Annotated in this window: 9 protein-coding genes; 4 read left to right on the top strand and 5 right to left on the bottom strand. The window is 41.8% G+C overall.

Annotated elements, in window-relative coordinates:
• Positions 1-17 precede the first annotated feature (17 nt).
• Complete coding sequence (locus HMPREF3208_RS02490; protein WP_016636553.1) at positions 18-290, top strand: WhiB family transcriptional regulator; 273 nt, start codon at positions 18-20, stop codon at positions 288-290.
• Between the two features lie 182 nt (positions 291-472).
• On the opposite strand, the gene HMPREF3208_RS02485 is transcribed toward HMPREF3208_RS02490, so the two are convergent.
• The 3 genes from HMPREF3208_RS02485 to hflX form a co-directional block, all read right to left on the bottom strand.
• On the bottom strand, positions 473-1,957 hold the full coding sequence (locus HMPREF3208_RS02485) for a sensor histidine kinase (protein ID WP_016636554.1): 1,485 nt from the start codon (positions 1,955-1,957) through the stop codon (positions 473-475).
• A 131-nt stretch (positions 1,958-2,088) separates the two neighbouring features.
• On the bottom strand, positions 2,089-3,051 hold the full coding sequence (locus HMPREF3208_RS02480; protein ID WP_016636555.1) for an L-lactate dehydrogenase: 963 nt from the start codon (positions 3,049-3,051) through the stop codon (positions 2,089-2,091).
• Positions 3,052-3,191: 140 nt separating this feature from the next.
• The gene (hflX, locus tag HMPREF3208_RS02475; protein ID WP_196488952.1) at positions 3,192-4,694 is read right to left on the bottom strand and encodes a GTPase HflX; all 1,503 of its coding nucleotides are present in this window, start codon (positions 4,692-4,694) and stop codon (positions 3,192-3,194) included.
• A 232-nt stretch (positions 4,695-4,926) separates the two neighbouring features.
• On the opposite strand from hflX, the gene HMPREF3208_RS02470 reads away from it, so the two are divergent.
• Positions 4,927-5,601: a class I SAM-dependent methyltransferase gene (locus HMPREF3208_RS02470; RefSeq protein WP_016636557.1), complete on the top strand. Its 675-nt coding sequence runs from the start codon at positions 4,927-4,929 to the stop codon at positions 5,599-5,601.
• A complete protein-coding gene (gene hrpA / locus HMPREF3208_RS02465) occupies positions 5,602-9,711 on the top strand; it encodes an ATP-dependent RNA helicase HrpA (protein WP_269146676.1) in 4,110 nt (1,369 codons plus the stop codon).
• An 85-nt stretch (positions 9,712-9,796) separates the two neighbouring features.
• Here the strand turns inward: hrpA and HMPREF3208_RS02460 are convergent, their stop codons facing one another.
• Both HMPREF3208_RS02460 and HMPREF3208_RS02455 read right to left on the bottom strand, forming a co-directional pair.
• Positions 9,797-11,221 (bottom strand): MFS transporter, encoded by a 1,425-nt coding sequence (locus HMPREF3208_RS02460; RefSeq protein WP_064347059.1) that lies wholly within the window; start codon positions 11,219-11,221, stop codon positions 9,797-9,799.
• Between the two features lie 47 nt (positions 11,222-11,268).
• Positions 11,269-12,225: a nucleoside hydrolase gene (locus HMPREF3208_RS02455; protein ID WP_016636560.1), complete on the bottom strand. Its 957-nt coding sequence runs from the start codon at positions 12,223-12,225 to the stop codon at positions 11,269-11,271.
• A gap of 363 nt (positions 12,226-12,588) precedes the next feature.
• Between HMPREF3208_RS02455 and HMPREF3208_RS02450 the strand changes: the two genes are divergently transcribed.
• Positions 12,589-14,862, top strand: coding sequence for a HelD family protein (locus HMPREF3208_RS02450; RefSeq protein WP_064347057.1), 2,274 nt, complete (start codon positions 12,589-12,591; stop codon positions 14,860-14,862).
• Positions 14,863-14,875 lie beyond the last annotated feature (13 nt).

The following is a 14,875-nucleotide window of genomic DNA, read 5'->3' as shown; positions in this document are numbered from 1 at the left end:
AATGAGGATAGTAATTCATGAGCAATTCGTTTAATTGGCGTAATACAGCTGCATGCCGAGATAAAGATCCTGAGCTTTTCTTTCCTCTTGGTAGTGCGGGCATTGCAATGCAGCAACTTGAAGAAGCAAAAGCAGTGTGTCGTTCATGCAAAGTTGCAACCGAATGCTTACGATGCGCATTAGAAACGAATCAAGACTATGGCGTATGGGGCGGCTTGAGCGAAGATGAACGACGCACGTTAAAGCGTCGAGTCATTCGCGCGCGCAAAAGTCAAGATGCAACAATGTAAAATAATATAAGCTCACCATAAGAGAACTCACCACAAGTAAGCAGCTCATTTTTGATGCTTGCTTAAACTGCGGCAATTTGTATTTATGCGTGATGAGATTCTCTATAAGTGATACTTTCCCTATAGTGATACTTATTGTTACTTATTGTTACTTTATAGTATTAGCTTTTCTGCATGGCGTATCATTCAATGCCAGAGACACGCAATTTGATGTCCAATACTACACGAGTGCCACCTTCACGACGAGGTGACCACCGCACAGTTCCGCCAAAATCATTAGTAACAAATGTGTTGATAATTTGTGTTCCAAGACCAGAACCTGACGGTTTCGCCATGCCATGAGACGATTCACTATCAATCCCATCTCCATCATCTTCCACGACAATATTAAGGTTGTCGCCGCCACGACCAACAGCAATACGAATATGACCGCTTTCACGACCTTCAAAGCCATGCTCAACAGCATTCGTTACTAATTCAGTCAACACTAATGATAACGGAGTCGCATCTTGTGCAGCCAGACGACCAAATTTACCAACAAAATCAATATCAATATTTTGATTCTGAGAAGCCAATTCGATAGACATTTTCAACAGACTGGAAATAACTTTATCGAAATCAACAATTTCATCAGCAGTCTGGCTTAAACCTTCATGAACTAATGCAATAGTCTGCACACGACGTTGAGCTTCCTCAAGTTCTTTCCTTACTTCAGCTGATTTTGTTTTACGCGCTTGCAGGCGCAACAATGCAGAAACAGCTTGCAAATTGTTTTTTACTCGATGATGGATTTCAGAAATAGTAGCATTCTTAGTTCGTAATTCTTGCTCACGACGCAACACTTCTGTAACATCACGACATAATACAACCGCACCAACGCGATTATTTGGTCCCCACAACGGCAAAGAACGCATAGAAACTATAGAATGATTTGCTTCTAACTCACAATCAACATCTGCTTTACCTGTAAGTACAAGAGGAAGGCTTTCAGAAACAGTATCATTAGTATGCAATAGACGCGTACCAAATTCACTCAAATACTCGCCTTGCATAGTATCTAAACCACCCAAACGACGGAAACAACTAATCGCATTAGGTGAAGCATAACGCACTATTCCATCAGCTTCTAACACAATAAAACCATCAGAAACACGCGCATTATGTCGTTGATTCAACACAGATTCACGATACGGGAATTGTTCACGAGGAATCATATCAAATAATGTTTTTCCCGCATTAATGCTTTCCATCTCATATCGACCATTCGATTCACGTGTTGCTAAATTGGTTTCACGCATAACCAATCCAAGCGTCTTACCGCGATGTCTAACTGGAGCATAAACATAACACACTGTTGCTCGACCAACTGATCGCAAAGTCGATGAATGGAAACTTGTTTCAGACTTAATTGCATCGTTAAGCTCTGGCACAAGCGAATCATCCAATTTCTTCCCTAGCAAATCATCAGTACGCAATGTAATAGCCGTGGAAGGTCTGCACTGCTCAGCAACAACATAATCTCCCTCACCGTTTTGAATAATTAACAATAAATCTGCAAAACTTAAATCAGCTATTACTTGCCAATCAGCTACGAGATGATGAAGCCATTCGCGATCACTATCGTTAAAATCAGAACGAGTCGCAAGAATATGAGAAAAATCTGCCATAATAATAATGATATATCGAACTCGTAGAAAATATTATGTGGCATGTTGTTGAGTCATAGCAAAAGCCACTCCCTCACAACTAAGTAAAGAAGTGGCTTAAACTTTTAGAAAAGAAACTAGTATGTTATAAACTAGAAACCAAACTTAGCAGCAGTTTCACGCAAAGTCTCTGCAGAACGCTTCAAGGCAGCTAATTCGCGGTCAGAAACTGGAGTGTTAAGACGAGAGTTCACACCATTGCGGTTAAGCAAGGTTGGTACAGACATGCACACATCAGAAATGCCGTGGAAGTCATCAAGCAAAGAAGATACTGGCAAAATGCGGTTAGTGTCACGAAGAACGGCTTCTACAATATCTACACCAGACATTGCAATAGCGTAATTAGTAGCACCCTTACCATTAATAATCTTGTAAGCAGCATTCACAACTTCCTGATGAATCTCTTCACGCTTAGCTGCATCAAGTGGCTCATGACCTGGAAGAGCATTCCAATCGCACATTGGAACACCACCGATGGTTGCAGAAGCCCACAGCGGAACTTCAGAATCACCATGTTCGCCAGCAATATAAGCGTGAACATTCTTAACATTAACGCCAGTATGTTGTGCAATCAGGAAACGAAGACGAGCAGAATCAAGGTTGGTGCCAGAACCAAAGATTTGATTTGCTGGAAGACCAGAAAGTTTCATAGAAACATGCGTTACCACATCTACAGGGTTGGTAATCAGCATGTAAATGGCGTTAGGGGCAACTTTCACCACATTTGGAATGATGGACTTCATAATATTGATAGTGGCACCAGCAAGTTCCAAACGAGTTTGACCTGGCTTCTGGCGAGCGCCAGCAGTAATTACAACCATATCAGCGTCGCGGCAGATCTCCACATCGTCAGAACCTGCAATAGAAACTGCAGGATAGAAACTAGAACCGTGCTGCATATCCAAAACTTCAGCTTCAACACGTTCCTTAGCAATATCTTCAAGCACAATCTCACGCGCAACACCACGCTGCGCAGCAGCAAAAGCAAGCGTAGAACCGACTGCACCAGCACCGATAATTGCAAGCTTCGTTGGCTTAACCTGCGAACTCACCATGAGCAAAAACCTCTTTTCGGCAACCTGTTACGTCCCGTAGAGCGCACAATCATACGCCCATTGTGATTATCTGGGACTGCTCTCACATTAAGAGCCTATTGGTATGAACACCTTTACTCTAATCGCACCACCGGAATTTATTATTCCAAAGCCACTTGCATTAGTTTTGCAGCCAATGACGGACCTACCCAAGCCACAAGTTCTACGCCATTGTCAGCATATTCAGCTTTTTCTACAACACCATTTTCACGGACTTGTGACAGTAACGCTCCCGCAGTATACGGTAAGATAATTTCTACACGAACACGCGGCGATGGCAGTAATGCCTCTAAACGGTTACGCAATATGTGAAGATGCTCGCCGCTTGCTGCAGAAACAATAACAGCGTCTGGATACAGCGAAGCAAAACGCTCTCGTGCAGCATCACTCATCATATCTGCTTTATTTAACACCATAATCTGCGGAGTATCTTCTACCCCATCAATATTTGCGAGAACTTCGTTTACAGCATCAATTTGCGCAATAGGATCTGGGTGCGAACCGTCAACTACGTGCAAGATGACGTCTGCTTGACTAACTTCTTCCAACGTAGATTTAAAAGCTTCTACTAGCTGGGTTGGAAGCCTGCGTACAAATCCTACTGTATCTACTAACGTATAAGTTCTACCATCTTGAGTTTGAGCGCGACGCACAGCGGTATCGAGCGTTGCAAACAAAGCATTTTCTACTAATTCTTGCGAACCAGTTAGCCGATTAATAATAGAGGATTTCCCCGCATTCGTATAACCTACTACTGCGACTGTCGGTATATCTTGACGACGTCGAGAGCCACGCTTTACAACTCGCGCTGGTGCCATATGTGCAATATCATGACGTAATTTAGCAATACGATTACGAATTGCACGTCGATCCATTTCAATTTTAGTTTCACCAGGACCTCGAGATCCAATACCAGCATCTCCCGCAGCACGACCACCGGCCTGTCTCGAAAGAGCTGCGCCCCATCCTCTCAATCGAGGAAGCATATACTGCAACTGTGCGAGTTCAACTTGAGCCTTACCTTCGCGACTCGTAGCATGTTGAGCGAAAATATCTAAAATCACAGCAGTTCTGTCAACAACTTTAACTTTAGTTGCATCTTCTAAAGCACGACGCTGACTTGGCGGCAAATCATCATCGACGATAATCGTATCAGCATCATGTTGCGCTACTACAGCTGCAAGTTCTCGCGCTTTACCTGAACCAACATATGTTGCAGCATCTGGCCTATAACGTTGTTGAAGCATACCATCGCACACTACTGCACCGGCAGTTTGTGCCAAAGCTGCAAGCTCACGCAATGACTCTTCTGCCTGAGCAAGAGTTCCCTTTGCACTAGACCATACACCTACGAGCACAACGCGCTCAAGACGGAGTTTTCTATACTCAACTTCTGTAACATCTTGCAACTCACCAAGTCCGGCAACACGTTTCAAAGCATTTCGAGACTCACGCTCTTGCCAAGTTTCATCATGCTGTTCACTTGCTGAAGTAGTGTCAAGAAGTACATCAGAATGCCATGAAAGCAGGCCAGAATTATGAGAACTTGCATTTTTCTTATCAAAGTTATGTTCTGGAAAGCTGGAATCATGCTCTTTAAACATATCAGCTCTTTCAGCAGTGCTGCGACTATCGACCACTTATACCCGCCCCTATTCGATTGTAGCGAGTTGCGACTAGAACCTCGCTAGCGTTTTACAACGTTTGTTTTATTATGGAGATTTGAGGAGACAATACTCAAGTAATACGAAAGATACGATAAAGCAGCGCAAAATATAACAAGATAGCAGCACTAGCAGTACTGCTGTTGCAAGACAATACAATTTGAGCAATATTATGAGCAATCAGCATCGAGTGAAACAATCAGAGACAGTTAGTAAAACAAAAATCAGCGGAGAGCAATACTTTTCCGCAGCACCATCATCAAAAGACGAGCGCAGAATATTACACGTTACTTTGCGAAATAATGATGTATCTATGCAAGTTTCTAACGGGGTTTTTAGTGCTTCGAGACTTGATTTAGGCACTTCAGTATTACTAAAACATGCTCCAAAATTGCCAGAAAATGGAAAATTCCTTGATATTGGTTGCGGCTGGGGTCCTATTAGTGTGGCGCTTGGATTAGAGTCTCCAAATGCAAGAATTTTCGCAGTCGATGTTAATGAGCGTGCATTAGAACTTACTACGCAAAACGCAAAAAACGCTGGACTAAAACATATTCATGCAACTCTTGTTGAAGATGCTTTGCAGAAATATGCTGAAGAATTTAATCATTTTGATATTATATGGTCTAATCCTCCAATTCGCGTTGGAAAAGAGATATTGCACGATATGTTGCTTACTTGGCTACCGCGTTTAAAAGTAGGAGGAGCAGCATATTTAGTTGTGCAAAAAAATCTTGGATCAGATTCATTAATTACTTGGCTTGCGGAGAATCTGGATGAAAGTTTTAGCGTTGAAAAATACGCTAGTTCCAAAGGGTACCGTGTTATCGAAGTACTAAAAAAGTAAATATCTACGAAAAGAAATAAATATACTATGAAATTCGATTACCCTGCTGATCTTCCTATTTGTGCAGCACATGACGAAATTATAGAAGCAATTAAGTCTTCTCAAGTTGTGATTGTTTCCGGTCAAACTGGTTCTGGTAAAACTACGCAAATCCCAAAAATGGCGCTTGAGCTTGGAAGAGGTGGCAGAGGAAAGCAAATCGTACATACTCAACCTCGCCGTTTGGCTGCTCGCACTGTAGCCGAGCGTATTGCTAACGAAATGGAAGTAAAGCTGGGCGAAGAAATCGGATATCAGGTGCGATTTACTGATGAAAGTTCATCTCAAACAAAATTGCGTATTGTTACTGATGGCATTTTACTTGCGCAAATTCAGCGCGATCCACTTCTTACTCGATATGACACGATTATTATCGATGAGGCGCACGAACGCAGCCTTAATATTGATTTTCTTCTCGGCTATTTAACAACTTTGCTACCGAAACGTCGCGATTTGAAGCTAATTATTACTTCTGCAACTATTGATTCTGCGAAATTCCGCGACCATTTTGAAAACGCGCTACATACAAAAGTTCCTGTTATTGAAGTTTCTGGACGAACCTACCCTGTGCGAGTACTTTACGAACCACTTGGCTCTGCACCTTCTCTTATGAGACATGTACCAGGTTTTGCAGACATAACCATGGATGAAAATACCGTTGCAGAAAGCCAATCTAACCAACAAGAACGTGAAGATATTGCTGACGAAGATATGACTTCTGCTGTAACTCGAGCATGCGCACAGTTGGTTATTCATTCAAGTCACGAACATGGTGCTCGTGACATTATGGTTTTTGCTTCAGGCGAGCGCGATATTCGAGAGTTTGAAGATGGTTTACGTTCATATTTTGGCACACGCGCAAACGATATGAAACGAACTGATGCGATTGAAATTGTGCCTCTTTTTGCACGTCTTTCTGCAAAAGATCAGCATAGAGTTTTTGAATCACACTCTCATCAGCGCATTGTTATTGCTACGAATGTTGCAGAAACTTCACTTACTGTTCCTGGTATTCGATACGTTGTAGATCCTGGTTTTGCGAGAATTTCCAGATATTCTAAATCTGCGAAAGTGCAAAGACTTCCTATAGAACCAATTTCTCAAGCTAGTGCTGATCAGCGTTCCGGACGCTGCGGTCGTATTGCAGACGGCATTGCGATTCGCTTATACTCGCGCGAAGATTATGAAACTCGCCCACGTTTTACAGATCCTGAAATTTTGCGTACTTCTCTTGGTGCAGTGGTTCTGCATATGCTTTCGGTTGGTGTTGCTAAAACTGGCGAAGATATTACTAATTTTGGTTTTATTGACCCACCAGACATCAAAGCCGTAAGCGACGGTTTTAACGAACTTACCGAGCTTGGCGCAATAAGCAGAAAATCTGGTGTAATTACTTTAACTCATATTGGTCGCGAGCTTGCTAAGTTACCGATTGACATTCGCTTAGGTCGCATGATTATTGAAGCCGCTAAGCGTACTACGCCAAATACTCTTGCCGCGATACTAGTAGTTGTTGCATTCTTAAGTTTGCAAGATCCTCGAGAACGACCTGAAGATCAGCGCGAAGAAGCAGATAGGTTGCATCGTCGTTATGCTGATGAAACAAGCGATTTTTTGACTGCTTTAAACATCTGGGATAGGTTATTCCAAGCAGATGGAGATATGAGTAATAATGCGCTTCGTAAGATTTGCAAGGCAGAATTTTTCCATTTTTTGCGTTTAAAACAGTGGAAAGATTTAGTTCATCAACTGCAAGACTTGTGTCAAGAATTGCATTATAAAATTGGCGAACCTGCTCCAGTTAAAAGACCTCCTCTGGAAATTCGTCAACTTCCTAATAATCAGCAGGCTGCTCATAGTCTATGTTGCTCTTGGGATTCACAAGGTATACACGCTTCAATGCTTGCAGGCTTACTTTCGATGATGGGAATGCAAGTTGTGCGTGAACCGAAAGCTTCTGATTTTGCTGGATTAAGCGGAACAGCAAAAATTCGAGCCATGAAGCGTGCACAAAAAATGGCTAAAAACGATTATCAAGGCGCTCGCGGCACAAGATTTGCAATATTCCCAGCTTCTTCTGTAGCTAAAACTACACCTTCCTGGATTATATGCACTGAATTAGTTGAGACTTCTAGACTTTGGGCAAGATATTGTGCACAGATTGATCCTGCTTGGGCTGAGCCTCTTGCTAAAAATCTTACGAGAATAACGTATTCTGACGCTCATTGGAGTGCTTCTAAAGGCTCCGCTGTAGCGAAGTCAAAAGTACTTTTGTACGGATTACCTATTGTACAAGATCGTACAGTTCAATGGGCACGCATCAATCCGTATGAAGCTAGAATGTTGATGATTCGTCAGGGTCTTGTTGAAGGAGATATCCAGCAACGATTCCCCCATGATGGTTTTATTTTGGCAAATCGTGCTATTCTTGACGACGCCGATAATCAAGCAAATCGTACGCGCCAAATAAGCGAAACAGTAAACGACGAAGATTTATTTACTTTTTATGATAATCAACTTCCTCAAGAAATTACCAGTATTGTTACTTTAGCAAAATGGTGGAAAGACAATCGTGCAGAAAATCCCCACAAACTTGATTTTAATCCTGATGAAGTTGAGCGTTTACAAACTACACAAAGCACCGATTTAGCCGATTATCCAGACCATTGGAATACAATCGGAACCGATGGTCAACCTATAAGATTGCGTTTAAGTTATGTGTACGATATTCACAATCCTTTAGATGGTGTAACAGTGCATGTTCCTCTTCATGTACTTTCTCGTTTAACTCCAGAAGAATTCACATGGAATGTTCCCGGCTTACTTAACGAACTGATTATCGGCATGATTAAGTCTTTACCAAAAGCTTTGCGCGTACAATTCGTGCCAGCACCAGACACTGCTCAAAAAATTCGCGGTTGGATTGACGAACATTATGATATGCTTCCTGGAATTGTTGAAACTAGCGAAGATAGTAACAAACTTACGTGGCAAGATTTTCGTGAAGTTTTTACTCAAGCTGCTATTGCTGTTGTTGGAGCACAAATTCATCCTGAAGTATTTAACGATGAACAGATGAACAGACTTTCATCATATTTACGCGTGACTTTTAGCGTTGAAGAAAGAAAACCTAAAGGAAATCACAATCAGCCTGCAAATCATAAAAACTTTGCTTATCGAGTAAAACCTACAATTCTTGGTACTAATAAGTCTTTGATTACATTACAGCAACATTTTGCCAAAGAAGCTCAGAAGTCAGCAAGAGCAGTAGTTGATCGTAAAGCAAATAAAGCAGCACAAGCTGGAAACATTGTACAAAGAGCTGATCTGTTACATAAATCTGGCGCAACTATGCTTTCGCGTTCTCAAATGGTATGGGAAGGTGCTCTACACATGTTACGGTTGGATAATAAGCGCATTACTTCTCGATGGCTTGGATCAGAAGCTCTTATGCTTACCGCTGCACCTTATTCAAGTTCTCAAAAATTAGCTGAAGACTTGCAAATGGCTGCAGTTAAGCGACTCATACCAAATCCTGAAAAAATCACGGACGATATTTTATTAAAAGAAGCTGTAGCTAACGTTTCTCAAATGTATGAGGATACTGTATATGAAGTTGCACACGATGTAATTGCCATATTAAAACGACAGGCAGAGGTTACCAAAGCTGTTTCCGGTAAGGCTGATTTACCATTATTATCTGTTTTGCAATCTATTCGCGAACATGTTGCAAGCCTCGTGTACGAAGGGTTTATTGCAAAAGCTCCAGCAAATTCACTTCCTAGAATTGAAAAATACTTGCAAGCTGATGCGATTAGACTCACTAAAGCTAAATCAGATAAGAATCGCGATGTTCGCTGGGCTTGGGAAGCTGAAGAAGCGCACAAAATTGTTGAAAAAGCACAAGATAAAGCTAAATCTTTACCTGCCGGACCATCGCATGATGAAGCAGAAAATATTGCGGAAAGATTGCGTTGGATGTGCGAAGAGTTTTATGTGTCACTGTGGGCACAAGAACTTGGAACAGCTTACCCAATTAGTATACAGCGTATGCGAAAGCTAGACGCATAAAATGATTAACTAAAAGTGTAGGCAGTCACACGCATTTTGTACGACCGCCTACACTTATTTTTGTTTACTTATTAGCCTATTGAGACTATTCTTCACTAATTTCATTCTTTTCGGAGATAAAGCAGCTGCGAACCAAGTAAACTACTAAGCCAATAACTGCCACTCCAGCACCCATCATGAGCAAATTGGAATAACCAGAAGCCTGTCCATGAAGACCACTGAGGGAGAAGCCCTTGAATAAATCTCCACCAAAGAAACCACTGAAAATAGAAATACCGATAGAAGCAGTAACATTCATAATCAAATCATTCATGCCACAGCCGCGACCAGATTCTTCAACTGGAAGAGCAGAAAGAACTGTTGAGACAATTGGAGAATACATCAAACCGCATCCCGCATAGTAAATGCAAGCGCAAATAGTAAGCGACATGAAATCGGTATTGATAAGCAAAGCAGCACCAACCCAACCAACAATCATCAATAATGATGCTGTGATAATGCCAGCTTTGCGGCCAATATGACTAATAATCGTACCAGAAAGCACACCGAATACTGCAGCGCACACAAAAGCCCACACAAGGTAGGAAGATACTTGCGAAGTATTCATATGATACAGAGCGCCACCAATCACATTGTAAATAGGAGGCATGCAATAGTTGGTGAAGTAGAAGATGAAGATCAAAATAATGCCCGAAAGCCAACGCTTATTCTTGAAGAATGCGGGAGTTACAAACGGGTTCTTTGCCTTCATAATGTAGAAAGCAAACAAAACAAAAAGCACTATAGAACCGAGTAACAATCCCCACGCCTTATAAGAGAAGAACAGTGTAAGAAGTGTTACAGCAATACCAAATACTGTAAAGCCAAGTTTATCAATCTTTCCACCAATACCATTCTTTGTAGGCAAGCACTTAACAAGCACAGGCAAGAACAAAATCGTAATTGCAGGAATCAAGAACAAATACTGCCAAGCAATAGAGCTAAGAGCACCAGCAGCAAACACGCCAATAGAGGCAGAAAGTTGGTAGGCGGCCGTAAAGAGACCGAAGAAAATAACCTTCAAATCATTACGCAAATACTTAGTTGCAATAACAAGGAAGGAAGATCCTGCAACCTGTTCACCAGCGGTTTGTAGAATACGTGCAATAATGACGGTCCACAAGTTTGGAGTGAAATAGAAGTTTGCAACAAAACCAAACAGAGACCCAACAAACAAGGTAACAAGACCGATTGTTATGAGTCTACGAAGTGACACAAAGTCACCTAAAGATCCATATATAAAGCAAACTATACCTAGAACAATAATCGGTAAGCTGGTAATAAGAGACGCCTGTTCTGGAGCTCCAACAGCTTTACCAATCTGGTTGAATACAAGATTAAAACCTTGCAAACACAATGTTCCTAAAATAAATGTAATCAGCAGCAAAATAAGAGAATAAATTGCTACCTTGTTACGCGTTTTTGGATCCTCATACGGATCTACCGCAATAGAAGTTGCATTTTCAGTCATAATAGTCCAATCAGTTAATTCCTTATATTCGACAATGTTTACAGCATTCAGCCGGCGATTTTTGCCAAACCAGAGATACGAGACATGAATTCATTCAAGAAACGCTTCACATCCACACCTACAGCTACTTGCATAGTCTTAACTGGATCGTTCAAGCGAGTGACATCACCAATAGTGCGCCCACGCGTTGGACCTTCTACATCTACCTGCATGTTAATTGGCAACGTTGTTACCAGCGTTGGATCCACAGCAACAGCAACAGCTAACGGATCATGCAAACCACAACCACCGAGGTGTGGAGCAGTAGTTTCGTAAGCCTTAATGTAGAAATCAGTCATATCTGCTAAGAAGGTACCAGCTTTGGTACCAAGTTCACGCCACTTTTGTGTTTCCTTATAGGTAAGCAAGGTTTGCAAAGTCACATCCAATCCAACCATTGTTACCGGAGCACCAGAACGGAATAGGACATCTGCAGCATCTGGATCTTGGGAGATATTCGCTTCCATCCAAGGCGTTACATTTCCATGAACTGTGAGAGCTCCACCCATAAGAACAATCTTACCAATCTCATCTTTAATCTCCGGAGCTTTCTTCAAAGCTGCAGCAATATTGGTCATAGGTCCTGTTGGAACATAAATAAGATCTTTTCCATATGTTTTTACTGCATCAATAATGAAATCTACTGCAGGTTCGGATTCAGCTTCACGCTTGGAATCCGGAATAACAACGTCGCCAATACCATTGTCACCATGAATGAATGCAGAAATTGGCAATACTTCAAATGAATCCTTCTTGCTTGCATGCGACAGACCACGATATACTTTTACTTCTGGATGTCCGAATAATTCGGTTATAGCAAGAGCATTACGAACACCCTGTTCCATAAGCACATTGCCGTAAGTACCAGTAATACCAATCAGCTCAACTTCTGGACTACCAAGAGCATAAGAAATTGCCAAGGTATCATCGACACCAGTATCCAAATCAAGAATGAGCTTCTTCATGTGAGCAGCCTTTCTATATCATAAACTCACTACCATCAACAGTGATGAAGTAAGATATTCTGTTTATTTTTTAACCAGTTGCAACAAACTTATAGGAGTAAACCTCATCGTTTTATGCTTAACAATCTGAAAATTCTATCCCTTTATAATTCAAAATCAACCCTTATAAACATATGTTTAGATTATATTTTGTCAATTCGGAAATAAAACTAAAATTTCGCTCAATTTATGGAATCCTCAATTTATGGAATATCAATTCTTACGCAACACGAAATCAAGATACGTGTATAAACCTCGAGATATACTTAAATGCCTAATTTTAGATACAATTCGGTTGCAATACTTTACGAAGAATGGACGAATATGTCTACTTATTCCTCACAACTTAGCGAAGAACAGCAGGCTGTTAACCGTGCTTATAGTCGGCTCGATGACTTGCGTAACACTATTCGTACACGTTTGGACGCTGTACGCGCTGCTGGTTCACATGGTTCTCCCACGCAACGTACAGAACGCGATTCCTTTGCAACCATGTATGAAGATCGTCTTACGCAGTTACGAGCTGTTGAAGATCGTCTCGTTTTTGGTCGGCTTGACAATACCGAAGGTACACGTCGCTATATTGGTCGTATCGGTTTGTTAAGTGAAAATCATGATTCTATTCTTACTGATTGGCGAGCTGAAGCTGCACGACCTTTCTATGAGGCAACACCTTCACATCACGGAGATATTGTTATGCGACGTCATATCACTCTTCGTTTCCGTGATGTTATCGGTATTGAAGATGAAGTTCTTGATATCCATTCTGAAGAAGTAGGGAAAGCGTCACAGCAAGGAACTCTTACCGGAGAAGGCGCATTACTTGCTTCTTTGGGTTCTCGTCGCACCGGGAAGATGACAGATATTGTAGCCACCATTCAAGCTGAGCAGGATCGCATTATTCGTGCACCACTTGATCATACAATTGTAGTACAGGGAGGACCTGGTACCGGCAAAACAGCAGTTGCATTACACCGTGCAGCTTACCTACTATATACGCACCGACGCAAGCTTGAACGCTCTGGCGTACTTATTGTTGGACCAAGCTCAGCGTTTTTGCGTTATATTGATCAAGTGCTCCCTTCCTTAGGTGAAACTGGCGTAGTAAGTCGTACTATTGCAGACTTAATTCCAGGAGTGTGCGCAACTTCTGAAGATGCTCCTTATGCAGCGAAACTAAAAGGCATGTATCGCATGCGCACAGTTATTGCCAATGCTATTGCGGCTCGCATTCGTGTGCCTAAAAATCTTCCAACGATACGTATTGGAGGATTCAGCATTCCTCTTCTCGCGCAAGATATAAAACTCGCTCAATCAGATGCACAACACACTCATCAACCGCATAATCAAGCACGTACTACATTTGTTAAAACTGTGCTAAGCATCTTAAAAAACCGCTATTTAGAGCAGCTTGATTATGTTCCTGATCAGGCTGAATTGAACGACATAACTTCTCAACTTCGATTAGACGACAAGCTACGAATTGCGTTGAATCTTGCTTGGCTACCTATGACTGGCAAATGGCTCATTGATCAGCTTTTTGCTAAACCGGATCAACTACGCCTATACGCACCTTGGTTAAGCAATGACGATATTGACACTCTTACTAGACCAAAAGGTAGCCCACTGACTCGTTCCGATATACCGCTACTCGACGAAGCTATGGAATTACTCGGCCCGGATCCTAAGATTGAGGCTCAGAAATCAGCGATGCAGGCTAAGAAACTTGAGGAACAACAGTTTGCGGCCGACACTTTAGCACAAGCTGGAATTGGCAATGGCATAGTAACCGCCGATATGCTTCTCGACAATTTGCAAGGCGATGACGCTAGTATACTTGCCCGCAAAGCTGCATCTGACCGCGAGTGGACATATGGACACGTAGTCGTTGATGAGGCTCAAGAACTTACCGCCATGGATTGGCGTATGCTCATTCGTCGATGCCCTTCACGCTCCTTTACTATTGTTGGCGATGTTGCTCAAACTTCTGCCTTGGGTGGAACTCACCATTGGCAGAAAAATATGAATTCGCTGTTTGGCGAGTCCAATTGGGATCTTTACGAATTAACGATTAATTATCGCAATCCTCGCGAAGTTTCTGAATTTGCAAGCAAAGCTGCGACTGATTCTGGATTATATATATCTACAGTCAACGCAGTTCGATCAGTTCCTGATTCACTTGTATCTCAAACAGTTGAATCTCAAAAAGAACTTGATACAGCTCTTGCGCAGTCTTGCACAAATCTATTCCAACGATTTATTGCTGATGATGGAAGTGGACGTATTGCAATCATTGCGCCTCGCGACACAGTACAACATACTCAGCTTATTGTTAATCAAGCATTACGACTTGCATTACCCGAAAAAACGTGGAATCGATTATGTCAGCAAAGCGCCGACGATTGTCAATGCAGCGTTTGCACAGCAGAAGATGTAAAAGGTCTAGAGTATGACGCAGTGATTGTACTTCAACCTTCACAAATCGAACAAGAAGCAGCCTCTAGGCTCACTGCTGCAGCCAATCTTTATGTGGCCATGACTAGACCAACGCAGCAATTACACATTATTCGCACTCACGATGATAAGAATTTTGAATAATAATTCATATCAT

This window comes from Gardnerella vaginalis (assembly GCF_001546485.1).
Classification (GTDB): Bacteria; Actinomycetota; Actinomycetes; order Actinomycetales; family Bifidobacteriaceae; genus Bifidobacterium; species Bifidobacterium vaginale_D.
Note: the sequence above shows the minus strand (reverse complement) of the source record. Positions and strands in the feature narration are given on the sequence as shown.